General features: G+C 44.7%; 21 protein-coding genes and 1 CRISPR repeat array. Of the genes, 19 read left to right on the top strand and 2 right to left on the bottom strand.

Features of this window, described 5'->3' with window-relative positions:
- Nucleotides 1-35 precede the first annotated feature (35 nt).
- Nucleotides 36-740, top strand: coding sequence for a YoaK family protein (locus FGQ85_RS01030; RefSeq protein ID WP_118635912.1), 705 nt, complete (start codon nt 36-38; stop codon nt 738-740).
- A gap of 63 nt (nt 741-803) precedes the next feature.
- On the opposite strand, the gene FGQ85_RS01025 is transcribed toward FGQ85_RS01030, so the two are convergent.
- Nucleotides 804-1,076, bottom strand: a complete 273-nt coding sequence (locus FGQ85_RS01025) for a hypothetical protein (RefSeq protein WP_087168578.1) — start codon at nt 1,074-1,076, stop codon at nt 804-806.
- A 184-nt stretch (nt 1,077-1,260) separates the two neighbouring features.
- Between FGQ85_RS01025 and FGQ85_RS01020 the strand changes: the two genes are divergently transcribed.
- Genes FGQ85_RS01020 through FGQ85_RS00995 form a run of 6 tightly spaced genes read left to right on the top strand, consistent with a single transcriptional unit; the run spans nt 1,261 to nt 7,302 of the window.
- Nucleotides 1,261-2,490 carry a M20 family metallopeptidase gene (locus FGQ85_RS01020; RefSeq protein WP_138372431.1) on the top strand — a complete coding sequence of 410 codons (1,230 nt, stop codon included), beginning with the start codon at nt 1,261-1,263 and terminating at the stop codon, nt 2,488-2,490.
- A 3-nt stretch (nt 2,491-2,493) separates the two neighbouring features.
- The gene (locus FGQ85_RS01015) at nt 2,494-3,897 is read left to right on the top strand and encodes a TIGR00366 family protein (RefSeq protein ID WP_087168576.1); all 1,404 of its coding nucleotides are present in this window, start codon (nt 2,494-2,496) and stop codon (nt 3,895-3,897) included.
- A 36-nt stretch (nt 3,898-3,933) separates the two neighbouring features.
- Entirely contained in the window at nt 3,934-5,286 is a 1,353-nt protein-coding gene (locus FGQ85_RS01010; RefSeq protein WP_087168575.1) for an MATE family efflux transporter, read from the top strand.
- A 17-nt stretch (nt 5,287-5,303) separates the two neighbouring features.
- Complete coding sequence (locus tag FGQ85_RS01005; RefSeq protein ID WP_087168574.1) at nt 5,304-5,732, top strand: thioesterase family protein; 429 nt, start codon at nt 5,304-5,306, stop codon at nt 5,730-5,732.
- Nucleotides 5,720-6,355 carry an MBL fold metallo-hydrolase gene (locus FGQ85_RS01000; protein WP_087168573.1) on the top strand — a complete coding sequence of 212 codons (636 nt, stop codon included), beginning with the start codon at nt 5,720-5,722 and terminating at the stop codon, nt 6,353-6,355. The genes FGQ85_RS01005 and FGQ85_RS01000 overlap by 13 nt, the downstream gene beginning before the upstream one ends.
- Complete coding sequence (locus FGQ85_RS00995; protein WP_087168572.1) at nt 6,352-7,302, top strand: DNA/RNA non-specific endonuclease; 951 nt, start codon at nt 6,352-6,354, stop codon at nt 7,300-7,302. Before FGQ85_RS01000 ends, FGQ85_RS00995 begins: the two co-directional genes overlap by 4 nt.
- 129 nt (nt 7,303-7,431) lie before the next feature.
- On the opposite strand, the gene FGQ85_RS00990 is transcribed toward FGQ85_RS00995, so the two are convergent.
- Nucleotides 7,432-8,064 (bottom strand): sugar O-acetyltransferase, encoded by a 633-nt coding sequence (locus FGQ85_RS00990; RefSeq protein WP_087168571.1) that lies wholly within the window; start codon nt 8,062-8,064, stop codon nt 7,432-7,434.
- 173 nt (nt 8,065-8,237) lie between these two features.
- Here FGQ85_RS00990 and FGQ85_RS00985 point away from each other — a divergent pair, with 173 nt between their 5' ends.
- The 12 genes from FGQ85_RS00985 to cas2 all read left to right on the top strand — a co-directional run bounded on the left by FGQ85_RS00985 (nt 8,238) and on the right by cas2 (nt 20,774).
- A complete protein-coding gene (locus FGQ85_RS00985) occupies nt 8,238-10,715 on the top strand; it encodes an excinuclease ABC subunit UvrA (protein ID WP_138372430.1) in 2,478 nt (825 codons plus the stop codon).
- A 53-nt stretch (nt 10,716-10,768) separates the two neighbouring features.
- The gene (locus FGQ85_RS00980) at nt 10,769-11,242 is read left to right on the top strand and encodes a flavodoxin (protein ID WP_087255124.1); all 474 of its coding nucleotides are present in this window, start codon (nt 10,769-10,771) and stop codon (nt 11,240-11,242) included.
- Between the two features lie 22 nt (nt 11,243-11,264).
- Nucleotides 11,265-11,561: a hypothetical protein gene (locus FGQ85_RS00975; RefSeq protein ID WP_087168568.1), complete on the top strand. Its 297-nt coding sequence runs from the start codon at nt 11,265-11,267 to the stop codon at nt 11,559-11,561.
- Nucleotides 11,562-11,573: 12 nt separating this feature from the next.
- On the top strand, nt 11,574-12,572 hold the full coding sequence (locus FGQ85_RS00970) for a P1 family peptidase (RefSeq protein WP_138372429.1): 999 nt from the start codon (nt 11,574-11,576) through the stop codon (nt 12,570-12,572).
- 10 nt (nt 12,573-12,582) lie between these two features.
- Nucleotides 12,583-14,721, top strand: coding sequence for a CRISPR-associated helicase Cas3' (gene cas3 / locus FGQ85_RS00965; RefSeq protein ID WP_138372428.1), 2,139 nt, complete (start codon nt 12,583-12,585; stop codon nt 14,719-14,721).
- Between the two features lie 288 nt (nt 14,722-15,009).
- Nucleotides 15,010-15,450, top strand: coding sequence for a hypothetical protein (locus FGQ85_RS00960; RefSeq protein ID WP_087168565.1), 441 nt, complete (start codon nt 15,010-15,012; stop codon nt 15,448-15,450).
- Between the two features lie 23 nt (nt 15,451-15,473).
- Nucleotides 15,474-16,136 carry a type I-C CRISPR-associated protein Cas5c gene (cas5c, locus tag FGQ85_RS00955; RefSeq protein WP_087168564.1) on the top strand — a complete coding sequence of 221 codons (663 nt, stop codon included), beginning with the start codon at nt 15,474-15,476 and terminating at the stop codon, nt 16,134-16,136.
- Nucleotides 16,133-17,869 carry a type I-C CRISPR-associated protein Cas8c/Csd1 gene (gene cas8c / locus FGQ85_RS00950; RefSeq protein WP_087168563.1) on the top strand — a complete coding sequence of 579 codons (1,737 nt, stop codon included), beginning with the start codon at nt 16,133-16,135 and terminating at the stop codon, nt 17,867-17,869. The genes cas5c and cas8c overlap by 4 nt, the downstream gene beginning before the upstream one ends.
- Nucleotides 17,870-18,781, top strand: coding sequence for a type I-C CRISPR-associated protein Cas7/Csd2 (gene cas7c / locus FGQ85_RS00945; RefSeq protein WP_087168562.1), 912 nt, complete (start codon nt 17,870-17,872; stop codon nt 18,779-18,781).
- Nucleotides 18,781-19,446: a CRISPR-associated protein Cas4 gene (gene cas4, locus FGQ85_RS00940; protein WP_087168561.1), complete on the top strand. Its 666-nt coding sequence runs from the start codon at nt 18,781-18,783 to the stop codon at nt 19,444-19,446. The genes cas7c and cas4 overlap by 1 nt, the downstream gene beginning before the upstream one ends.
- On the top strand, nt 19,443-20,474 hold the full coding sequence (gene cas1c / locus FGQ85_RS00935; protein ID WP_087168560.1) for a type I-C CRISPR-associated endonuclease Cas1c: 1,032 nt from the start codon (nt 19,443-19,445) through the stop codon (nt 20,472-20,474). Before cas4 ends, cas1c begins: the two co-directional genes overlap by 4 nt.
- 9 nt (nt 20,475-20,483) lie before the next feature.
- Nucleotides 20,484-20,774, top strand: coding sequence for a CRISPR-associated endonuclease Cas2 (gene cas2, locus FGQ85_RS00930; RefSeq protein ID WP_087168559.1), 291 nt, complete (start codon nt 20,484-20,486; stop codon nt 20,772-20,774).
- 179 nt (nt 20,775-20,953) lie between these two features.
- Nucleotides 20,954-25,369: direct repeats of the CRISPR family, unit length 32 nt; unit sequence GTCGTTCCCCACGCGGGAACGTGGATTGAAAT.
- Nucleotides 25,370-25,645: the final 276 nt, after the last annotated feature.

The raw sequence follows: 25,645 nt of genomic DNA, 5'->3' as shown, positions 1-25,645 counted from the left end.
ATGATTATAATAGGTGGAAGTCAGGGGGCGGTTTTGTGGAAAGAGCAAATGAGTTTGAGTTGCCGGTACATTTTATCATGGCGGTATTCGGAGGATTTGTAGGTGCATATGCCATACTTGCAAGGATGAAGGTGTTCGGATCTGCGCAGACAGCAAACTTGATTGAGCTGGTGTGCAGTGTTCTGGGAAGGAATCCGGAGGAGGTGCTGACCAGGGTGGCGGCACTGTTGGTATACATGAGCGCAATGGTCGTTGCGGCGGTTCTCGCAAAAAAAGTACAATGGAATCTGAAGTATCTGGCAATTTTTCTGGACGCTTCTGCAATTCTGGCAGTTGGATATTTTCCGGAGAATATGGATCCGGTGATGGCGCTTTATCCGGTTTTTTTTGTCACGGCTTTTCAGTGGTGTGTGTTTCAGGGAGCAAAAGGATATACAAGCTCCACGATTTTTTCTACAAATAATCTAAAACAGACCGTCTTTGCCATAACAGAATATTTCCTATACAGAAAAGAAGAGAAAGTCCGTAAAGAGAAAGCGGAAAAGGCTCTTGTTTTTGGAGGTACGCTTCTTAGTTTTCATATTGGTGTCGGGTTTTGTTATCTGATATGGCTGCAGTATGGAATTCACAGTGTCTGGTTCGGGAGCATTCCTCTTCTGGCAGGGGCAGTGCTCCTTGTGATTCAGGATGTGAGGGCAAAAGCATATACACGGGAGCAGGATTCCGTTTCCTGTTCGTAACGATAAAAAACAGACTGCGGGGCAGTCTGTTTTGTTTGTCTTTACAATCGCAGCGAAAGAAAATCAGATCTCCATTTTCTTATAAGCCTCTTCAGGATCCAATGTGTAGGTTCCATCTTCGAACTGAAAGAGAGGAATCCCGATCGTATGTCCGTTCCGGACTTCTTCAAAAAGATCCATTGTGTCGCGAAGCTTCAGAAACCGTTTCAGATTTGCTGTTGACTTTGTAATATCAAAATAATTGTACTGGATACTGTCATCTGCATGCTCTTTTAAGTATGCTTTTGTATCAAGGCAGTCTCCGCAAATATCAGAACCATAAATAATGACTTTCATACCGTATATGCTCCTTTTTTGTTTTACTATAACATGGACCAAAGAAAAGTACAATATGAGATCTTCTGTTCTGAGTATGGTCTTCGGAAGAAAAAAACATTTTACATTTTGCCCGGATCGTGTAGAATAAAAGATGGATGTATGGGAGAGATGGGAAACGCCAGAAAAAAGGAGTAGTGAAAGAATGAATCAGATTAGAAAGCGTGCGCAAGAGAAGAGGGAAGAGATCTGCAGGGACAGAAGATACCTGCATCAGAATCCGGAAATCGGAATGGATCTTCCAGGGACGGTTTCCTATATCGGTGAACGTCTCTCAGAGATGGGAATTAAATGGAACTTCTGTGGAGGAGAACTTTCGGAAAAAATGACTGCAGATTATATGGAAGCAGGATTTCCGGAGATGAAAAAAGCAGTAGGAATTACGGCAGTGATCGGACAGGGAAGTCCGTGTATTCTTTTAAGGGCGGATATGGACGCACTTCCGATCCGTGAGGAGACGGGCCTTCCGTATTGTTCTACGAATGGATACGGACACATGTGCGGACATGACAGTCATGCAGCCATGCTTCTTGGGGCCGCAGGAATTTTGAAAGAAATGGAGAGTGAACTTTGCGGATCGGTCAAGCTTTTATTTCAGCCGGGAGAAGAGACAGGCGCGGGGGCAAAGATGATGGTCGCGGGAGGCGCCTTGAGAAATCCGGATGTTGATGCGGCTTTCGGACTGCATGTGCAGCCGCTTCAGGAAACAGGGCGGGTCGGTTACTGCAGAGGGGTAAATTCTGCATCGCTTGATACCTTTATTGTAAAAATCAAAGGAAAAGGCGGACACAGTTCCCAGCCTCAGATCTGCGTGGACCCGTTGATGATTTTGAATCAGGTATATCAGGCGGTCAACCTGCTTGTGACAAGAGAGGTGGATCCGGCTGCCATGGCAACTCTGACCTGCGGAGTCGTAAAGGGAGGAACAGCTGTCAATATCATTCCTGATACAGCAGAACTCCATATTGGAGTCCGTACTCTGGATTTAGGAGCATCGGAGCATCTACGCAGACGGATTCCGGAGGTCATTGACCATTATGTACGGGCCTGGAACGGGGATTATGAAATGACAGTATTTCAGACGCCGTGTACATACAGCGACAGAAAATTTGTAAAAGAAATGCTGCCTTTTCTAGAAGAGACTGCAGGCAGAGAAAATGTAGAGGAAATTCCGCCGATGAGCGGGACAGAAGATTTTGGATATGTCACAAGAGAAGTACCGGGAATGTTTGTGTTTATCGGGGCGGGAAAAGAGGGGAATGCCCCGCTTCACAATGCACACATGGTACTTGACGAGGAGGTTTTACCGATCGGGGCAGCCATCTACGCGGATGCGGCCGTGTCATGGCTGAAGAAAAAAAGGAACGAGGAGTAAAACATGAATCAGACCAGAAAAGGATCAAGAGGCTTTCATATGCCTCATGTCTTTATTATTTTACTTTTTATTATGCTGATGATTACAGCGCTTTCTTATATGATCCCAAGCGGAAGCTACGAGAGAGTTGAGGATACACTCTCCGGCATGAACATCATTGATCCGGATACTTTCCGATATGTGGAAAATGAGAATCCGATTACGTTTATGAACTATTTCGAGGCTGTCTATAATGGATTTGTAAACGGTGCGTCGATTATGGGAACACTTTTTATCTGTTCCGGGGTGATTTACTTTCTTGAAGTGAGCGGCGCATTTGCGGCCGGCATCGAAAAGATTCTGCAAAAGACTAAAGGAAAAGAGTTTTCTGTCGTTTTCATTTTTTATACAATTTTTGTAATCTTCGGGGTTCTGGGTTATGGAGAGGCGGCATATCCGTTTTATCCGCTTGCCATCACAATCGGATTTGCTCTGGGATATGACCGGATGGTAGGAGCCGGTCTTGCGATTGTCGGAAGTACAGTAGGATTTACGGCCGGTCTGATGAATATGTTTACGACCGGAGTCGCACAGCAGATCGTAGGGCTGCCGATTTTTTCCGGAATGGCCTACCGGTGTGCGGGACTTCTTGTGTTTTATCTGATCGGTCTGACCGGTCTTTACCGGTACTGCAGAAAGATCAAGAAGAATCCGAACACCAGTATTTTAAAAGAAGAATACCTTAGCCGGTCCGGAAAAGACAGAGAGGAAATCAAAGAGAAAATGACTGTTCCGAGAGTTCTTGGACTTCTTGCGTTTGGAATTGTCATTGTTGTTCAGGGGATCGGATGTACCCGGTTTGGGTGGTCATTCCCTCAGGTCGCGGCAGTTTATCTTATACTTGGTGTTGCGCTCGTGATTATCTTCCGAATGAATCCAAGTAAGGCATGTGACCTGTTCTGTCAGGGAGCTGTCCGTGTGTTTGGCGCTGCATTTGCGGTAGGACTTGCACAGGCAGTTATGGTACTGATGAATCAGGCATGCATTATGGATACGATTGTCCATGGGATGTCTGTTTTTCTGGAAAACAAAGGCCCGTTTTTTGCACTGCTTACCATCTTTGTATTTGTTACGCTATTTAATTTTTTTGTGGTATCCGGAAGCGGTAAAGCAGTTATGGTTATGCCGATTCTTCAGCCGCTTGGAAAGATTCTTCATATTAATCAACAGGTGCTTGTATTGACCTACCAGTACGGTGACGGGATTACCAACAGCTTCTGGCCGGGAGGAAGTCTTGTGCAGCTTTCACTTTGTAAAGTAGGATATGGCGCCTGGATGAAGTTCTGTTGGAAAATTTACGTGTCTATGATGGCAGCAGCGTTTCTTCTGGTAGTGATTGCCAATCAGATCGGGTACGGACCTTTTTAGTGGAATGAAATGGTGTGGAAGGAAGAGAGGATTGAAATGGAAAACACAGTTCAGATGAAAAATCAGATCACAGAGGGAGTGATCTGGAAACAGCTTTTAGTATTCTTTTTTCCGATTATGATCGGAACCTTTTTTCAGCAGCTTTACAATACCATCGATACGGTGGTAGTCGGACAGTTTGTAGGGACCAGGGCACTTGCAAGTGTAGGAGGATCCTCAGCCCAGATGATTAACCTTGTCGTCGGTTTCTTTACAGGGCTTTCTTCCGGAGCATCGGTCATTATTGCCCAGTATTATGGGGCCAGAGATGCAAAATTTGTACGGCAGGGAATCCATAACGCCTACGCTATCGCTATAGTCGGGGGAATCGGACTCAGTATTCTGGGAATTGTGCTGGCGCCGTCCATGCTCAGCATGATGAATACACCGTCCGAGATTGTACATGACTCGACTGTCTACCTCCGGGTTTATTTTTCAGGACTTGTTTTTACTTTTGTTTACAATATTGGTTCCAGTATTCTGCGGGCAGTGGGGGATTCCAGAACACCGCTTTATATTCTGATTGCCTGCTGTATTGTAAATATTGTTCTGGACCTCGTCTTTGTGATCGTTTTTCATGAAGGTGTATTTGGCGTTGCCCTTGCAACTTTGCTGGCACAGGCATTCAGCGCTGTGCTTGTAACACTGAAGCTGATGCGCTCAGAGGGAATGTTACAGCTGAAGCTTTCCAAAATCCGTTTTTACCGTACCGCGTTTATCGGACAGATTAAACTTGGTATTCCGACCGGAATAGAATCGATTCTGTTTGCGATTACCAATATCGCGATTCAGGCGTCTCTGAATTCCTTCGGGACAGATACAACGGCGGCGTGGTCGGCATATGGAAAGCTGGATGCTATTTTCTGGATGATTAATACAGCGTTTGGAATTTCCATTACAACATTTGTCGGTCAGAACTATGGAGCAGGAAAGACAGACCGCATTAAAAAAAGTGTAAAAGTCTGCCTTGGAATGGAACTTGTAACAGCTTTCGTGATGGTCGTGTTTTTGATTGCTACAAGAGGATTTCTGTTCCGTATGTTTACATCAGATGCCAATGTCATTCAGATTGGAAGCGACATGCTTGTTTTGATTGCGCCATGGTATATTGTCTATGTTTTTATTGAGATTCTTGCAGGAGCACTCAGGGGAATCGGAGATGTGATTGTTCCGGTTATCATTACGCTGGGAGGAATCTGTGTGCTTCGTATCGTCTGGCTTGCGGTTGCACTGAAAATCAGTCCGACGATTTCGGCAATTATTTTCAGCTATCCGGTGACCTGGATCCTGACCGCTGTGTTTTTTATCGGGTATTATTATTACAAGCATAAAAAGACTGGAATTGTTTAGAAACAGGAGGGATTATTATGAATGCATATGTACACAAAGTTCATTATTATGAAACTGACCGGATGGGGATCACGCACCATTCCAATTATATCCGCTGGATGGAGGAAGCCAGAGTGGATTTTCTTGACCAGGCGGGATGGGGATTTGACCGGATGGAGGAAGAAGGCATTGTATCTCCTGTTATTCACGTGGACTGTGATTTCAAGAAAACAACGACATTTCAGGATGTAGTCGAAATTATGGTACACATTGAAGAGTATAATGGTGTGAAAATGAAGATCGCCTACGAGATGAGCTGCCGGGGAGAGCAGGTTGCTGTCGGACATTCCGGACACTGTTTCCTGGATCATGACGGCAGACCGATCCGGATGAAGAAAAGCTTTCCGGAACTGGATCAGATGTTCCGGGAGATGACAGAAGGGAGAAAAGAAGCATGCGTGAAATAAAAGTAGAGTGGTTTGGACATTCCTGCTTCAGAATTACAAAGGATGGATATGCAATTGTTTTTGATCCATACGAGGATAACAATGTACCGGGTCTGACACTGGAAACATTGCAGGCAGATGAAGTCATCGCAAGCCATGAACATGGTGACCACAATGCAAGGAAAAAGGTGGAGCTCCGGAGAGAGAAGAAAGACAGCCCGTTTCAGATGATCCGTCTGGAAAGTTTCCATGACGACTGCCGCGGAGAGAAAAGAGGGTTCAACATCATGACTGTTCTGGAATCGGAAGGAATCCGGATCGCTCATCTGGGAGATATCGGATGTATGCCATCCCCGGAGCAGATGGAAGTACTTACAGGTCTGGATGCAGTAATGGTACCTGTGGGAGGCTTTTATACGATGGAGCCGGATGAAATCAGAGAACTTTTAAAAGAGTTGGATCCGAAAGTCATCATTCCGATGCACTACAGAAGTGAGACATTCGGTTACGATGTAATTGGGACACTGGATGGATTTTTAAAAGCGGAAGACCCGGTGGTAACATACGATACCAATACGCTGATCGTCTGTCCTGATATGGAAAAACAGATTGCAGTTCTTTCCTGTCCGGAGCAGAAGTCATGAAGCGACTAAAACAGATTTTTCTTCCGGTCTTCTGGCTGATATTTCTTTTGACGGTTTCATCCTGTGGAAGTATTTCAGAAAATTCCCACGGGGAATCTGCCGGCGGTCTGGAAAACAAAACAGAGCAGATCGATACTGCCGTCCGGGAAGAAGCGGAAGCGCTTGTTGAAGAATTGCCGGAATACAGCGGCGAGCCCTATACTGTTGTGGCAGACAATGAACCGGATTTTTCAGATTCGGAACTTCAGACGGAAGCTTACGAAGAATACAGTGAACTGGATGAGCTTGGCCGGTGCGGGACAGCAAAGGCCAATATCGGAGAGGAATTGATGCCGACAGAAGACCGGGAAAGTATTTCGGAGATCAAACCGTCGGGATGGATCAATAAGGAATACGATGATGTGGACGGAGGGTATCTTTATAACCGCTGCCATCTGATTGGTTTTCAGCTGACCGCGGAGAATGCAAACGAAGAGAATCTGATTACCGGTACCAGATATATGAATACGGAAGGAATGCTTCCGTTTGAAAATATGGTAGCAGATTATATCAAAGAGACGGATAACCATGTTCTGTACGAAGTGACACCGGTTTTTGAAGATGACAATCTGGTGGCGTCCGGTGTTCTGATGGAAGCAGAGTCTGTGGAGGATGACGGGGCAGGCATTTCTTTCTACGTCTATGTGTATAATGTACAGCCGGGAATTGAGATAGACTATGTCACGGGAGAAAGCCGTGAAGCGGAGGATACACAGACAGAGGCAGGGACAGAAAACGGTCAGGCAGCAGAGGAAACTTATATACTCAATACAAATACAATGAAGTTTCATGATCCGGACTGTGCAAGTGTCGGGGATATGAAAGCCTCTAATACGAGGGAGTACAGCGGAAGCAGGGAAGATGTGATCCAAATGGGATACGATCCCTGCGGAAGATGCAGGCCGTAATCTGCCGCATCATTCTGCACTGAAATAACCGATCAGCCGGTCTGGTGTGTGCATGCTTGATACCAGTGCAAACGGCCATGGATCCATAGCCAAGGCCATATTGGACTGCTAAGAGAAAGGGACTGTTTGTCAGTCCCTTTCTTTCTGCTTCTTGTCAATATGTTCGTAGTAAAAAGCTTCCTGTTCCTTCCAATAGGCAGTATCTTTCTCGGTGATTTCCCGAATTACCCGGCATGGAACGCCTGCGGCGACGACATTGTCAGGAATGTCTTTTGTTACAACGGAACCGGAACCGATTACCACGTTGTTTCCAATGGTGACGCCTGGATTGATCACCGTGTTGCCGCCGACCCAGACATTGTCTCCGATATGAATCTCTTTTCCGTATTCCAGCTGCTTATTGCGGATGACTGGATCAATCGGATGACCGGCTGTGTAAATGCCGACTCTTGGACCGAAGAATACATTGTCCCCGATATGGACCTCGGCCACATCAATAATGATGCAGTCATAATTTGCATAAAAGTTTTCTCCAATGTAGGTATGGCAGCCATAATCCGTGTGAAACGGTGGCTCCACCCAGAAATGATCGCCGACACTCCCAAAAAGCTCCCGGAAGAGCGTCAGCCGTTCATCAGTATCTTCTTCTGTTGATGCATTGATGAGCCTGGTCAGTTTCCGGGCTTTTTTATTGTCCTTTGCCAGTTCTATATCCTTTGCAATGTATAAATGTTCTGACAGCATCAGTTCTTTTTCTGTCATGCTCTTTTCCTCCTTGGTATCATGAGTTTCTTTATAATAGTATCCTATGTCCGGATTTGTCAAGAGCAGTTCCGGCAGAAATTTTTTTGATGATGAAAGAAAAGAAAGCCTTTTTGATGCGCTTGACGGTAAAGTAAAATGGTGATAACGTAAATGTCAGAAAGGAGCGGTATATGATTCAGAATATAGAAATACGTGGGGCCAGAGTGCACAATTTAAAGAATATTGATGTAAATGTTCCGTTGAATCAGATTGTAGGAATTGCTGGTGTCTCCGGATCCGGGAAATCCTCCCTTGCGCTGGGGGTTCTCTATGCGGAAGGTTCCCGAAGATATCTGGAAGCACTATCCACCTATACAAGACGGAGGATGACTCAGGCATCCAGGGCTCAGGTGGATGAAGTACTGTATGTGCCTGCAGCTCTTGCGCTGCATCAAAGACCGTCAGTCCCGGGAATCAGAAGCACGTTTGGAACCGGAACAGAGCTTCTGAACAGTCTGCGTTTGATGTTTTCCAGGCTGGCCAGACACTGTTGTCCCAACGGGCATTATCTGGAGCCAACGCTGGAAGTCGCAGCAGGACATGAACTGACCTGTCCGGTCTGCAATACAAGGTTTTATGCTCCTTCTGCGGAGGAACTGGCTTTCAACAGCCAGGGAGCATGCACGAAATGTGACGGAACAGGTGTGGTCTGGACAGTAGATGAATCTACGCTGATTCCGGATGAATCTCTTTCGATAGATGAAGGTGCTGTGGCGCCCTGGAAATCTCTGATGTGGTCACTGATGACAGACGTCTGCCGTGCTATGGGCGTCCGGACAGATCTCCCGTTTCGGGAGCTGACCGAAGAAGAAAAGGAGATCGTTTATCATGGCCCGGCAGTGAAGAAGCATATTTTTTATAAGCCCAAGAGCTCCGATCAGGGCGGTGAACTGGATTTCACTTATTTTAATGCTGTTTATACGGTAGAAAATGCCCTCGCGAAGGTAAAAGATGAAAAAGGTATGAAGCGGGTGGAAAAATTTCTAAAAAGAGATATCTGTCCCGACTGCCATGGAACCAGACTTTCGGAAAGGGCAAGAATGCCAAAACTGAATGGATATTCTCTCGATGAAGTCTGTACCATGACACTGAATGAAGCAGTGAAATGGGTAGAGCAGGTGCCGGATTCGCTGCCTGAATCCATGCGTCCGATGGCGGTGAGCATCTGTGAATCATTCCAGACTTCCGCAAGACGTCTTCTGGATCTGGGGCTTGGGTACCTGTCTCTGGACCGGGCTTCTTCCACTTTATCGACAGGAGAACGGCAGAGAATGCAGCTTGCAAGAGCGGTTCGAAACCGGACGACAGGTGTTCTGTATGTACTGGATGAGCCATCCATCGGTCTGCATCCGGTAAATATTGCCGGGCTGACTGGTGTCATGCACGATTTGATTGAGGACGGTAACTCCGTAGTTTTTGTAGATCACGATACTCAGATTTTGAAGCAGGCTGACTGGTTGATCGAGATGGGTCCGGAGGCGGGAGCAAAAGGCGGAGAAATTCTGGCGCAGGGAACACCGGACACACTGATGAATCATCCAAAATCTCAGATTGGTCCGTTTTTATCCGGCCGTTCTGGAATCCGTAGATCCAAAAAATGTTCGGAAACAGAACTGTTTGATCAGGGACTCATTCATCTTTCAACGGATGCTATTCATACAGTCAAGCCATTGGAAGTGGATATTCCAAAAGGAAAACTCTCGGTAGTCACCGGAGTATCCGGATCCGGAAAAACAACATTGATACTGGAAAGTCTTGTTCCCGCACTTTCGGCCAATATTCAGGGGAGAAAGCTGCCGGAACATGTGAAGAAAATCCGGGCAGAAGGGATTAGTCATGTCAAGCTGATTGATGCGGCTCCGATCGGAATCAATGTACGTTCCACTGTTGCAACGTATGCCAATGTGCATGACGAACTCAGGAAGATTTTTGCAAAAACTCTGGACGCGAAGGAGAAAGGGTATAAGGCGGGAGATTTTTCCTACAATACAGGAAAGCTGCGCTGCCCTGTCTGCGATGGAACCGGAGTCATCAGCCTGGATGTACAGTTCCTTCCGGATGTAGATATCCCATGTCCGGACTGCCGGGGAACACGATATGCAAAAGAGGCGGAAACCATCCACTATCAGACAAAGAGCAGAGAATCCTATTCGTTGCCGGAACTGATGGCGATGGACGTTCATACTGCTCTCACAGCCTGCAAAGATTTGAAGCTGGTCCATCAGCGCCTTCAGATACTGGAAGATCTGGGCCTTGGATATCTGACGCTTGGAGAGGAAACACCCGGACTTTCCGGAGGGGAGGCGCAGCGCCTGAAACTGGCAAGTGAGATGGGAAGAGTCCAGTCGGATTCGGTTTTTATTTTCGATGAGCCGACGATCGGGCTTCACCCGCTGGATGTAAATACTTTGATGGATGTATTTCAGACCCTGATCGATCATGGGGCGACTGTCGTAGTTATTGAACATGATCTGGATGTGATCCGATGTGCGGATTATATCATTGATATGGGACCGGGAGGCGGCAAAGACGGCGGTACGGTTGTAGCGGCCGGAACACCGGAAAATGTAAAGACCAATCCGGACAGCCGGACCGGAGCTTTTCTGTAGCAAAGGGCCGGTGTCCAGTGAATGACAGGATATATATTAAGGAGGAAATCAGTATGAGTAAAAAGTTAGTAACTTATTTCAGCGCAAGCGGAGTCACAGAAGCAGTAGCGAGAAAACTGGCAGAAGCAGGAAATGCCGATCTCTATGAAATCAGACCGGAAGTTCCGTATACAAGAGCAGATTTGGACTGGACAGACAAGAACAGCAGAAGCACGATTGAAATGCAGGATTCTTCTTTCCGTCCGGCTTTGGCGGACAAGGAGGCGAAAGTTTCTGATTATGACGTGATTTTTATCGGATTTCCGATCTGGTGGTATACGGCACCGACCATTATCAATACGTTTCTGGAGACCTATGATTTCGGAGGGAAAATGATCGTTCCATTTGCAACATCCGGCGGAAGCGGAATTAAAAAAGCAGCAGAAGCGATACGAAAAGCAGTTCCAGATGCCGAGGTAGAAGACGGTAGACTGCTGAACGGTCGTTTAAACCAGTCTGATCTGGAAAGCTGGATGGGACAGTACTAAATAAAGGCGGAGAAAAGATAAAATGGCAAGTTGTGTTGAATTGTTGGATGCACTCCAGCACCGGGCATTTCATGATCCTAAAGTCCGGAGGCAGCTTCTCGCAACGAGACAGGAGAAAGATCCCTTTGGCGCGTTCTGTAGAACCTGCCGGGAACTGGGATATGAAATTTATGAGATGGATCTGATATGTGCGGGAGAAGAATTCCATGCGGCAATGAAGCGAAGTACCAACGGCGGAGGGGAAAATTCCCCGATGCTGGCGGGTGAAGACGATTTTTACGAGCTGTTTATGGCAGGTCTGGAGCAGGAATCGCAGTAAAAGGAGAAGATGATGAAAAAGGAAATAACAATTACAGATATCAAAGGAATCCGGATTGGACAGACGGAAAACAAAGAAGCAGGAACCGGATGTACGGTCATTCTGTCAGAGTCCGGGCAGGGAATGTGTGCAGGACTGGATGTGCGGGGAGGAGGACCGGCATCAAGAGAATCGGAGCTTCTGAAACCGCTTGCGTCAGCAAACGCGATTCACGGTATCGTCCTTGCAGGCGGCAGCGCTTTTGGCCTTGGCGCGGCTGATGGAGTGATGCGCTATCTGGAAGAACATGATATTGGATTTGATGTCGGTGTTACGAAAGTACCGTTGGTCTGTCAGGCGGATCTGTTTGATCTGACCGTGGGAGACGCATTGGTCCGTCCGGATGCAGAGATGGGATATAAAGCGTGCCTGAATGCAGAACGGGGAAATTATCAGGATGGAAATTTCGGAGCAGGATGCGGTGCAACCGTTGGCAAATTTGCAGGAATGGATTGCTGCATGAAGTCCGGAATCGGAAGCTATGCTGTCCAGATCGGAGCATTACAGGTCGGTGCCATTGTTGCAGTGAATGCCCTTGGAGATATCTATGACTGGAAAACCGGAATGAAACTGGCAGGGCTTCTCTCGGAAGATCATCGGTCGTTCCGTGTGACAGAAGAGTTAATGTATGCCAGCACAGAAGTGGTGGAGAATAAATTCACAGGAAATACTACAATCGGAGTAATTATCACCAACGCAAAGTTTGAGAAGTCTGCGCTCTGCAAGATTGCCGGAATGGCTCATGACGGTTACGCAAGATCCATCCGTCCGGTTCATACGACAGCAGATGGAGACAGTATCTATGCGGTATCCACAGGGGAAATCCTGGCAGATCAGGATCTGGTCGGAACACTCGCGGCGGAAGTCATGAGCGAAGCAATCATTAATGCTGCGAAGAGCGCTGAAAGCGCGTATGGATATCCGGGGTATCGGGAGATCATAAATGATCTGGCTGATACAAAGACAGAGTAAGGAGAGGCCTATGGAATATTTGGCACATGTTGATGGAGAAAGAAAGCAAACTGTCAAAGAACATTTAGAGCAGACCGCAACAATTGCAGGTGATTATGCAGACCATTTCGGGAAGAGAGAGTGGGGGTATGCCTGTGGTTTGCTTCATGATATTGGAAAATATTCGGATGCGTTCCAGGACAAAATTAAAAACAATACTGGAAAACAAGTAGATCATTCTACAGCTGGGATGAAAACTTGTTTTGAAGAAGGTCGATGGTATCCGTTCCTGGGATACTGCATTGCAGGACATCATGCCGGAATGCCGGACTGCGGGGGTTCATCCGACACTGGATCGGCACCTACATTAGAGGGGAGAAAGAAGAAAAAAATCGAAATCTACGATGCATACAAAAGTGAAATTGAAATTCCGGAATTGAGTGAACTTCCTTTTGATCCGCAAAAGACGTCAGATCCAGATTTTTCTATTAGTATGCTGCTTCGAATGATTTATTCCTGCCTTGTAGATGCAGATTTTCTTGATACCGAAAGTTTCATGTCGAATGGCGAGGTACAGAGAGATTCTGGAGAAAAGATGGAGATCCTTTTAGAAAGGCTGGAAACATATATTACAGACTGGATGGGGAATAAGGAATTAGAGTCTGTAAATGGCAGAAGAACGGAGATTTTGAAACATTGCCTTTCTTGTGGAAAAAAGGAAAGAGGGGTGTTTCAACTCACTGTACCTACAGGGGGTGGAAAGACGATTGCATCGTTGGCTTTTGCATTAAAGCATGCTGTGAAAAATAAGATGGATCGAGTGATCTATGTTATTCCTTATACAAGCATTATCGAACAAAATGCAGAAGTGTTTCGGAAAATTCTTGGGGAACAGAATGTATTGGAAAATCACTACAATGTCGATTATGAGAGTACAGAGGAATTAAAGATGATGCAGCTTGCGGCAGAAAACTGGGACAAGCCGGTTGTTGTTACGACTAATGTACAGTTTTTTGAATCTTTATTTTCGAATAGATCTTCGAAGTGTCGGAAATTGCATAACATCGCTAATAGTGTCATCATTTTTGATGAAGCGCAGATGCTGCCAACAGACTACTTAAAGCCTTGTCTTGCAGTGATGGAAGAACTGGTAAATCAATTTCGATCAAGCATCGTACTCTGTACGGCCACGCAGCCGGCTCTGCAATCCCTGCTTCGGACGAATATAAAAATGACAGAACTCTGTCCGAGAGTACAGGAGCAATTTCGCTTTTTTAAAAGAGCATCTTTTGAGAATCTTGGAAAGATAAGAGAAGAAGAGCTGATAGAAAAATTAAAGGGAGAATATCAGGCTCTATGCATTGTAAATACAAAAAAGAGGGCGCAGAGTTTATATAAGAAAATGGAAGGAGATGGGGTCTTCCATTTGTCCACAACTATGTATCCAAAGCACAGGAGGCAGATACTGGAAACAATCAGAAAATGTTTGAAAGAAGGGAAACGCTGTATTTTGATTTCTACCAGTCTTGTGGAAGCAGGGGTGGATCTTGATTTTCGCTCTGTATACAGGCAGCTGTCAGGAGTTGACTCTATGATACAGGCAGCAGGACGATGCAATCGAGAAGGAAAACGAGATGTGGAAGACAGCATTGTCTCTATTTTTCAATTCGATCAAAAAGAAAATGTTCCGGGACAACAGCGGCAGATAGATATATCAAAAGTGCTGATTGCAGATGGAAAAGATATTTCGTCCCTGGATGGAATTCAGCAGTATTTTCATTCCCTTTATCATCTTGAGGGGACGAACCTTGATAAAAAGAACATTCTTGGGCTCTTTCAAAATAAAAATTATCAGTTCGCAACAGCAGCTAAAAAATTTAAACTGATCGAAGAAGATACAACGACAATTTTTATCAGTAGAGAGCCGGAAGCAAAAGAAATTCTTCAACAGATCAAAAACCAGGGATATACAAAGAGAACCATGCGAAGAGCAGGGCAATATTGTGTTCAGTTGTATGCCAATGATATAGAGAAACTTCGAGGAGCAGGAATGCTTCGAGAAATTTCGGGAGATATTAATGATTTCGTGGAGCTTGTATCAGAGGAACAATATACGGAAGACATGGGACTGGATCTGGGGATAGAATCCGGGACAGCAGTCTGGATGTAAATGATGGAGAAAAAGAGGCAGCGGTGTAAAAGTGGAATCCGAAGATTTCCAGACTTTTACACCGCTACTTTGCTTCTTGCGGCAAATATTATTATTTCAATCCACAGGAATTCCCTGACGAAAATAGTATACCAAATATATGTGAGAATTTCATTATAAAAAAGTTGGAGAATTAAAATTGATTTCAATAAAATTTACGCAACATAAAATAAATTGCGGTTGATTTTTTGGATTAGAAGTGCTATAGTGACTATAAAGATACAGATTTCATTGGAAGTGAGGTTGTATATGGGAAGCAAAAATAATAATGCTCTTTTTTATACATGCAGTTTGATTGAATTTATCGGAAGGACAGTAAAGAGGAAAAGGGAAGAAGTAACAGATTATCTGGGAAAAGAGCGAATCAAAAGAATTTACGAGTATGCGGATGTATTTCACTGTGAGCCGATCGAGAAAACAGCGGATGAATTTATAGAGGAAGCAGGGATTACAGGAGGCGATTTTGATAACGTGAAAATGTGTCATTACACTGTCCCCGATTATTGGGATATCGGGGAAGTGTACGAAAGATTGATTGAAGATGCCTATGAAGATTCAGAGCTGATGAAAGGACTATGGGAAGTCTATCATTCATGGATCGATGCACAAATTTCAGATTATAATACTGATTTTTATTATCAACCAAGAGATTATATAGCGGCATGCTATGAGGAAGGAGTGGTTTTGTAGATGAAACGAAAGGAGGACCGACTATGGGGGTAGGCGTAAAAGTGAAGGTCTGGGGAGACTATGCCCTTTTTTCGAGACCCGAAATGAAAGTAGAACGTTGCTCTTATGATGTTATGACACCGTCTGCAGCAAGAGGAATTCTGGAAGCAATCTACTGGCATCCTGGAATGCGGTGGGTAATTGATAAGATCCATGTGGTTAATCCTATTCAATTTACCAGCGTACGTCGTAATGAAGTAAAGAGTAAAATTTTAGCCAGCAGTGTTCTTCAGGCGTATAATGGATCGGATAAGCCTCTGTATATCAGCAGTAAAGCAGATATAGTTCAAAGAGCATCGCTGATTCTCCGGGATGTAGAGTATGTGATTGAAGCCCATTTTGAAATGACAGATCGGGCGAATGCATCCGATAATCCAGGTAAATTCAAAGATATAATTATGAGACGCTTGAAAAGAGGAGAGTGCTTTCATATGCCATATTTTGGATGCAGGGAATTCCCGGCGCATTTCTGCCTGTGCGGGGACGAAGAAATCAGGACTGCCTATGATACTGTAGAAGAGAAGGATCTGGGCTTTATGCTTTACGATATGGATTATTCAGATCTTAATCATATTGAGCCTATGTTTTTCAGAGCTGTTATGAAACGTGGTATTTTGGACTTAACAGACTGCGAGGTGGTACGATGATTTTGCAGGCACTGGTAAATTATTACGAAGACCTTCTGGAACAGGGCAAGGTAGACCAGGAGGGATGGTGCAAAGCAAAGGTTTCCTATGCAATAAATTTGTCGAAAGAAGGGAAAATTACGGGAATCCTTACTTTGAAGAAAGAGGAACCGAGAGGTAAAAAGACCGTTTTAGCACCAATTATGATCAAAGTACCGGAGATGGTCACACGGTCATCCGGCATTTCAGCAAATTTTTTATGCGATAATTCCAAGTATCTTTTGGGAATTGACGCCGAAGGAACGAATCAAAGAATAGAGGATTGTTTCGAAGCAGCTAAAGAACGTCATCTGTCCCTGCTTCAAGGCGTAGAAGGAGAGATGGCTGAGGCAGTACGGAGATTTTTTGAAACGTGGGATCCCAAAGAAGCCAAAAACTGTAACGAAGTTCAGGAAAGATGGGAAGATATTACAGATGGAGGGAATCTGATTTTCTGCATGGAAGCAATACGGCATGCGCAGGATGATCCAGCGATTGCAGAGGCCTGGGAACAGTCAAGAGAGAAATTGTCAAAGGATGTCGAAACAGGTGTCTGCCTTGTGACGGGAAAAAGATCAGGAATTTCCAGAATTCACAAGACGATCAAAGGAGTGCCGGGAGCTCAGTCCAGCGGAGCAGCGCTGGTTTCCTTTAATGCGCCGGCTTTTGAATCTTATGGTAAGGAACAAAGTTATAATGCCCCGGTTGGGAGATATGCTGAGTTCGCATACACGACGGCATTGAATTATCTTCTGAGCCAGAGGGAAGGTCGCTTTCAGCTTGGAGATTCTATGATTGTGTACTGGGCAGAAAGCGGGAAAAAACAGTATCAGGATGCATTTGCCTATCTTCTGGATCAAAAGCCAGAGAATCAGAATGAAATCAGAGACATTTTTAAAAATCTAAAAGAAAACAAGCAGGTAGATGTGGGAGGTATTCGGCTGAATCCGGAGCAGAAGTTTTATATTTTGGCCCTGGCACCTAATGCGGCGCGTTTGTCTGTAAGATTTTTCTATGAGAATACGTTCGGAACGATTTTAAGTCATCTTGCCGTGCATTATGAGAGAATGAATGTGGTAAAGCCATCCTGGGTAACTCATGGATATATGGGAATTCGGGATATGCTTGCTGAAACAGTGAATCAAAAATCAAAGGACAAGTCCCCGGTGCCGAATATGGCAGCAATGACGCTGCAGGCTATTTTAGCAGGGACAAAGTATCCGGCGAGTCTTTATACGGATGTTCTGATTCGGATCCGTGCCGAACAGGGCAATGTGACATGGGGAAGAGCAGGAATTATTAAGGCATATTTAATACTAAATTATTGTTGGAAGGAAGGAGAGAAGTATATGGGATTAAATGCAGAAAGCCAGGAAGTGGCATATCAGCTTGGACGTTTGTTTTCTGTACTGGAATCCATTCAGATGGATACCAATCAGGGAATTAAGTCCACAATCCGGGACAGATATTTTAATTCGGCATGTGCCACACCGGCATCAGTATTTCCGGTTCTGATTAAACTGAAAAACAGCCATATGAAAAAACTGGAACGTGAGAAAAGCAGCGCGAAAATCTATTACGAGAAATTGCTGACAGAAATTATGGGAAATATGACAGAATTCCCAAGGAGGCTTTCACTGGAAGAACAGGGAAAATTTATTTTAGGATATTACCATCAGGTACAAAAAAAATACGAGAAAAGAGAGGATAAGTAAATGGGAGAGACAATCAAAAACAGATATGAATTTGTAGTATTGTTTGATGTGGAAAATGGCAATCCAAATGGAGACCCAGATGCAGGGAATATGCCAAGAATCGATCCGGAGAGCGGTCTTGGCCTTGTAACTGATGTATGCCTGAAGCGCAAGATCAGAAATTATGTCGAGACTGTAAAAGAAGATGCGCCGGGATATCAGATTTATATCAAAGAAGATGTACCTTTAAACAGAAGTGACCGAAAAGCATGCGAAAGCCTTGGAATTGAAGAGACAGATGAAAAGAAGGTAACGGAAGCTTTGAAAAAATTAAAAAGAAGTGATCCGGATGCAGATGTAAAATTAAGAGATTATATGTGCCAGAATTTCTATGATATCCGTACCTTTGGAGCTGTCATGACGACTTTTGTGAAGGCTTCATTAAATTGTGGACAGGTAAGAGGACCGGTACAGCTTGGATTTGCGAGAAGCATCGATCCGGTTATCAGCCAGGAAGTAACGATTACAAGAGTTGCAATCACGACAGAGAAGGATGCAGAAAATAAAAGTACAGAAATGGGAAGAAAAAGTATTGTCCCTTATGGTTTGTACCGGGTAGAAGGATATGTGTCGGCCAATCTTGCCCGCAGAGTAACTGGATTTTCAGAAGAAGATCTGGAACTGTTGTGGGAAGCTATTATAAATATGTTTGAACTTGATCATTCTGCTGCAAGAGGCAAAATGTCTGTACGTGAGCTGATTGTTTTTAAACATAGTAAGGAACTGGGTGATTGTCCGGCATATAAGCTTTTTGATGCAGTAGAAGTAAAGAAAAAAGAAGATGTGGAGTATCCGAGAAAATACAACGATTACATTGTAGATATACATTATGATACAATTCCGGAATCAGTAGAAGTGAAAAGGATGATTTGATGGAATATGCAGAAGATGACTATCTGATGATTTCAGGTATTCAGCATTTTAAGTTTTGCAGAAGACAATGGGCCTTAATTCATATTGAACAGCAGTGGGAGGAAAATGCACATACAGTTACAGGGGAATTGATGCATAAAAAAGTGCATGATCCTTCCCTGAAAGAGAAACGAAAGGATATGATCATTGCAAGAGCGCTTCCAGTTGCATCGAGAAAGCTGGGAATCAGTGGAGAATGTGATTTGGTAGAGTTCCACAAAAGTGAAGAAGGGATACGACTGCATGGACATCGAGGAGTGTATACGGTATATCCTGTGGAGTACAAAAAAGGAAAACCAAAATTATCAGAAGAAGACAAACTGCAGCTTGCGGCGCAAACCATGTGTCTGGAAGAAATGTTTTGTACGGAAATTCCAGAAGGAGCTATCTTTTACGGGGAGACGAGAAGGCGTGAAACAGTGGCAATTACAGAAGATTTGCGAGATGAAGTGGTTCGCATGTTTCAGGAGATGCACGATTACTATAGGAGACAATACACACCAAAAGTCCGATACAGCAAAGCATGCAATGCCTGCTCTCTCAAAGAAATCTGTCTTCCGAAACTGGGTAAAACAGTTTCTGTAAAAGCGTATATAGAAAAGAGTTTGAAGGAGGAAGATCAATGAAAAAGTTGCTGAATACATTGTACGTTACTTCTGAAAACAGTTATCTGTCTCTGGATGGAGAAAACGTAGTTGTTCTGGAGGATAAAGAAGAAAAAGGCAGAGTACCGCTTCACAACCTGGAAGGAATCATTTCTTTCGGATACCGTGGGACAAGTCCCGCTTTAATGGGAGCATGTGCAGAGAAAAATATCTCCCTGTGTTACCTCACTCCGCAGGGTAAATTTTTGGCACGAGTTTCTGGACGTGTAAAAGGGAATGTGATCTTGCGAGAGCAACAATATGCCAGCGCAAAAAACGAACAAATCAGTCTTGAAATTGCAAAAAATTGTATCCTTGGAAAGATATATAATGCCAGATGGGTATTAGAAAGAGCAGTAAGAGATCATGCTCTACAGATTGATACAGATCATGTAAAAAAAGCATCCGCACTTTTAAAAGAGTCATTAAAAAATGTCCAGAACTGTCAATCAAAAGAACAATTAAGAGGTTATGAAGGAGAGGCGGCAAGTATTTATTTTAGTGTATTTGATCAGCTTATCCTGCAACAAAAAAAGGACTTCTATTTTCATGGAAGAAATAAAAGGCCGCCACTGGATAATACAAATGCGCTGTTGTCCTTTATATATACATTATTAACAAATAGTATCACTTCGGCTTTGGAAAGCGTGGGATTAGACCCGTATGTCGGATATCTGCATACGGAACGCCCAGGAAGAGCTTCTTTATCGTTAGATCTGATAGAAGAGCTTCGGGCAATTTTGGCAGATCGATTTGTTCTTACTTTAATCAACAGGAAGATTGTTAACAGCAAAGGGTTTTCAAAAAAGGAAAATGGCGCTGTTCTGATGAATGATGATCTTAGGAAAAAGGTAATAACAGAATGGCAGAATAAGAAGAAAGAAATCATTACACATCCATATTTGAAAGAAAAAATTGAATGGGGAATGGTTCCTTATGTACAGGCCATGCTTTTGGCAAGATATTTAAGAGGAGATTTAGATGGGTATCCGGTTTTCTTGTGGAAGTGAGGTGGAAGGATGCTTGTTTTAATAACTTATGATGTCAATACAGAAACTGCAGCAGGACAAAAAAGACTTAGAAAAGTGGCTAAGCAATGTACTAATTATGGAAGAAGAGTGCAGAATTCTGTGTTTGAATGTATATTGGATAATGCACAGTGCATCAAGTTAAAAGCAAGTTTATCAGAAATCATAGACGAAGAAGTTGATAGTCTGAGATTCTATTATTTAGGAAACAAATATCAGACGAAAGTTGAACATCTAGGCGTAGATAAAGGGATGGCGGTAGATCAAACTTTGATCTTGTAATTGAAGTGCGAATAACAAGCATACATAAATTAACTGGGAGGTTCGCACCTGAAAATGTGCACAAATATGAAAGAAGGGCTAAAAGGAAATTTAGAAAAAGAAAGACAAAAGATAATTACTATGTAATGTTTTTAGTGATTATTCCTAAAATATAAGAGAATATTTTGGAAATAATTGCTGTCGTTCCCCACGCGGGAACGTGGATTGAAATATCGTCACCCTCTATACTCATGATCGTGTACAGCCGGTCGTTCCCCACGCGGGAACGTGGATTGAAATTTGAGAATGATGGATGGAAAAATATTATCCGGTGGTCGTTCCCCACGCGGGAACGTGGATTGAAATTTTTTCTATGAGTATTAAGAAATCCGATAATACGTCGTTCCCCACGCGGGAACGTGGATTGAAATAATTTCCTGACCCAGACTGTCCCCGCTGTCATCGAGTCGTTCCCCACGCGGGAACGTGGATTGAAATTCTCGCGTCTTATCTGTTAGATGAAGGATTTTTTGTCGTTCCCCACGCGGGAACGTGGATTGAAATCAATACCGAAAGCAGCGATCCCTACAGTAGCAGCCGTGTCGTTCCCCACGCGGGAACGTGGATTGAAATCACCCAAAAATACGCCATATCCCTTTATCTATCGTCGTTCCCCACGCGGGAACGTGGATTGAAATGAGCATGAGTTTGAAATCTTCCCATGCGACTTTAGGGTCGTTCCCCACGCGGGAACGTGGATTGAAATTCCGGCTGACGGATATGTAGAAGTATCGCTTACGTCGTTCCCCACGCGGGAACGTGGATTGAAATATGGTGGCTTTAACGCTGACCGGAATCGGCTTAGGTCGTTCCCCACGCGGGAACGTGGATTGAAATCTGTGTCAACAGGTGCATTTTTTTTAGAATTTTTGTCGTTCCCCACGCGGGAACGTGGATTGAAATACCGTCCAGTGTGTCAGACGTAACCTCTTTTAAGTCGTTCCCCACGCGGGAACGTGGATTGAAATGAGTAAATTGTGGTAGTGATAGTGCAAGATTTGAGTCGTTCCCCACGCGGGAACGTGGATTGAAATATGGACGAATTGACCGCAAGCAATGCAACTTCCAGTCGTTCCCCACGCGGGAACGTGGATTGAAATCTGTGTCAACAGGTGCATTTTTTTTAGAATTTTTGTCGTTCCCCACGCGGGAACGTGGATTGAAATTTACGATGCAACAAACGGATTGCTGATTGGAAACGTCGTTCCCCACGCGGGAACGTGGATTGAAATGATCCTATTTGAGTGAGGATGGAAGAGAATATGGTCGTTCCCCACGCGGGAACGTGGATTGAAATCTGCTGTTATCGCAAGTCCGGCGCCAAGAACAACTGGTCGTTCCCCACGCGGGAACGTGGATTGAAATTGGATCTGAATTGTCAGGCTGTCCTGTCGTAACTGTCGTTCCCCACGCGGGAACGTGGATTGAAATTTTTTTACTCCAGGGCTGTTAGGTATAGTCTCCGTCGTTCCCCACGCGGGAACGTGGATTGAAATCGGTCCTCCACCAGGATAATAATATCCTGTTCCAGTCGTTCCCCACGCGGGAACGTGGATTGAAATCCAAGGCTTTAAGTCATTGGCGCCATTTTTACTGTCGTTCCCCACGCGGGAACGTGGATTGAAATCCGGATGCTGTTCTTTCCGTCAAAAGACCACAGCGTCGTTCCCCACGCGGGAACGTGGATTGAAATTGTACACTATTTCACTTCCTTTCTCTAAAAATCGGTCGTTCCCCACGCGGGAACGTGGATTGAAATCGAGAGCAGGCAAAGCGAGGGATGAACCATTACGTCGTTCCCCACGCGGGAACGTGGATTGAAATTTAGAGTAGCATAAAGGATTTGATGTCCTATAAAAGTCGTTCCCCACGCGGGAACGTGGATTGAAATCGGTTAAGCATATGGATGTGGCTGTGCACATTAGTCGTTCCCCACGCGGGAACGTGGATTGAAATCTATGTTACCCTCACTGTCGTTGTAGTACATCTCAGTCGTTCCCCACGCGGGAACGTGGATTGAAATATGGTGTCCGTGATGTATTTTGCAAAATTGACAGAGTCGTTCCCCACGCGGGAACGTGGATTGAAATCCGAATGAAAAAGCATGGCTTTCGGGAAGAATGAAGTCGTTCCCCACGCGGGAACGTGGATTGAAATCTCAGCAATGCAGGAAAAGGCAAGGCTTGAAGAGGTCGTTCCCCACGCGGGAACGTGGATTGAAATTGATTGAATGTCATTTAAGATCTGGAGGATATTTTGTCGTTCCCCACGCGGGAACGTGGATTGAAATTCTCAATCTGCCTGTCCAATTTCTGCTCAACAATCGTCGTTCCCCACGCGGGAACGTGGATTGAAATTCGACAGTTTCCCCCTCTGCTCTACCTCGTGGTGTCGTTCCCCACGCGGGAACGTGGATTGAAATTCTGTACTCTCCGTCTTTAAAAGCGGATCCTTTATGTCGTTCCCCACGCGGGAACGTGGATTGAAATCTCACGATGTATCTACGATCAGATTTATTGGTCGTCGTTCCCCACGCGGGAACGTGGATTGAAATTTTTAAAGTTTTTTCTCGCCTCCTCTCTCACGTCCGTCGTTCCCCACGCGGGAACGTGGATTGAAATTCTACCAGCTGGCTCAGGTCATCCGCCACGCCTGCGTCGTTCCCCACGCGGGAACGTGGATTGAAATGTTGAGCTGGATCTCTTTTTTCTCTCCGTAGCGTCGTTCCCCACGCGGGAACGTGGATTGAAATCAAATGCCGCAGACCGGCAGTGCATTAAATTCGCCGTCGTTCCCCACGCGGGAACGTGGATTGAAATAATAAAGGCCTGTTTAGCCCCGGATCCCATTCCTGCGTCGTTCCCCACGCGGGAACGTGGATTGAAATAATAAAGGCCTGTTTAGCCCCGGATCCCATTCCTGCGTCGTTCCCCACGCGGGAACGTGGATTGAAATAAAGTTATATTTGCCTACTGTAGAAGAAATCAAGTCGTTCCCCACGCGGGAACGTGGATTGAAATTTTTAATTATCAGCTGACCTATCGGCGTGACGGGGTCGTTCCCCACGCGGGAACGTGGATTGAAATTGGTTGGAAAGGAAACCTTGATCTTGACATTGCCGTCGTTCCCCACGCGGGAACGTGGATTGAAATAGGGTTACAGTACCGGACAGACACCACAGTTAGGTCGTTCCCCACGCGGGAACGTGGATTGAAATAAATACTACCGGAAAATCAACGGAAAATCTGATGCAGTCGTTCCCCACGCGGGAACGTGGATTGAAATAGATGGAATATGACCCTTTAATCAATAGGGTGTAGTCGTTCCCCACGCGGGAACGTGGATTGAAATATCGTCATCAATAAACGCTTTAAGCCAATGCGTAGGTCGTTCCCCACGCGGGAACGTGGATTGAAATCTCGTATGTTAATCCGTAATCTTTAAGGTACGTGTCTGTCGTTCCCCACGCGGGAACGTGGATTGAAATTGATGTATTCATTTTGCTTATCACTTAGGATTATCGTCGTTCCCCACGCGGGAACGTGGATTGAAATTCAGTATTTATATTTGCTAATTCAATCCCCTCTTTCGTCGTTCCCCACGCGGGAACGTGGATTGAAATATGGAACAGATCATTTCAGGATCAAGTCCGTGCTGTCGTTCCCCACGCGGGAACGTGGATTGAAATGTATCCTCCCACAACGGCACACAAGCACATAAAGTCGTTCCCCACGCGGGAACGTGGATTGAAATTACACGTCTATTGACGAACTGGAAAAAGTCGTAACCGTCGTTCCCCACGCGGGAACGTGGATTGAAATCCACCAGAGCTGGAAAGAGCCTTAGATCTATATGTCGTTCCCCACGCGGGAACGTGGATTGAAATTTCGTTTCATATTCCAGGGTTACATCGCCTGCTACGTCGTTCCCCACGCGGGAACGTGGATTGAAATCAAACGAAAATGGCGGCTGCATCAATTACAACAGGTCGTTCCCCACGCGGGAACGTGGATTGAAATTAACACTTTGTAATTCTTCTCGTCTGTTCGGAACTGGTCGTTCCCCACGCGGGAACGTGGATTGAAATGTTACCCACGGCAGCCACTGGCCGTTAACATACGCCGTCGTTCCCCACGCGGGAACGTGGATTGAAATTTTGCACGTCTTTGCATAAATCAAGGTCGTATCCAGTCGTTCCCCACGCGGGAACGTGGATTGAAATTTACTTCTCGAATTTGAAATTGTAAACAATTCGGGTCGTTCCCCACGCGGGAACGTGGATTGAAATGATAAACACCGCGGATGCGCCAAATGCGACCATAGTCGTTCCCCACGCGGGAACGTGGATTGAAATCATAGGTCAGGGGTTTATTACTGGTGGTATGACACGTCGTTCCCCACGCGGGAACGTGGATTGAAATATCGGTATCCCCATCGTTTGCCGTATAGTGATAAAGTGTCGTTCCCCACGCGGGAACGTGGATTGAAATATGAATGACATGTTGTTATCGTTTTACGATCTGTGTTGTTCCCTACGTGGGAACACGGATCAAAATCAAACGAACGATTTAAACGGTTTCATAGTATTGAACAGAGTGATTTGTATAGATAGAGAAATGTAATATAGATCACATATGATTTAAATATTAGCATATAGTATATGACTACCTAACTCTGTTTACGCTAGACAATATTTTATGAAAGTATTTTAAAAAGATAAAGAGAATTCTTTATTTGATTTTTAATATGCTATAACCCGACTTTGCCACTTTATAAAAAGTAAATCTTCCAAAAACATCGTATTTATCAATGTTTTTGGAAGATTGATTCAA

This window comes from Pseudoflavonifractor sp. BSD2780061688st1 E11, from assembly GCF_005844125.1.
Lineage (GTDB): Bacteria > Bacillota > Clostridia > Lachnospirales > Lachnospiraceae > Sellimonas > Sellimonas catena.
This window is presented reverse-complemented; position numbering and strand designations above follow the sequence as displayed.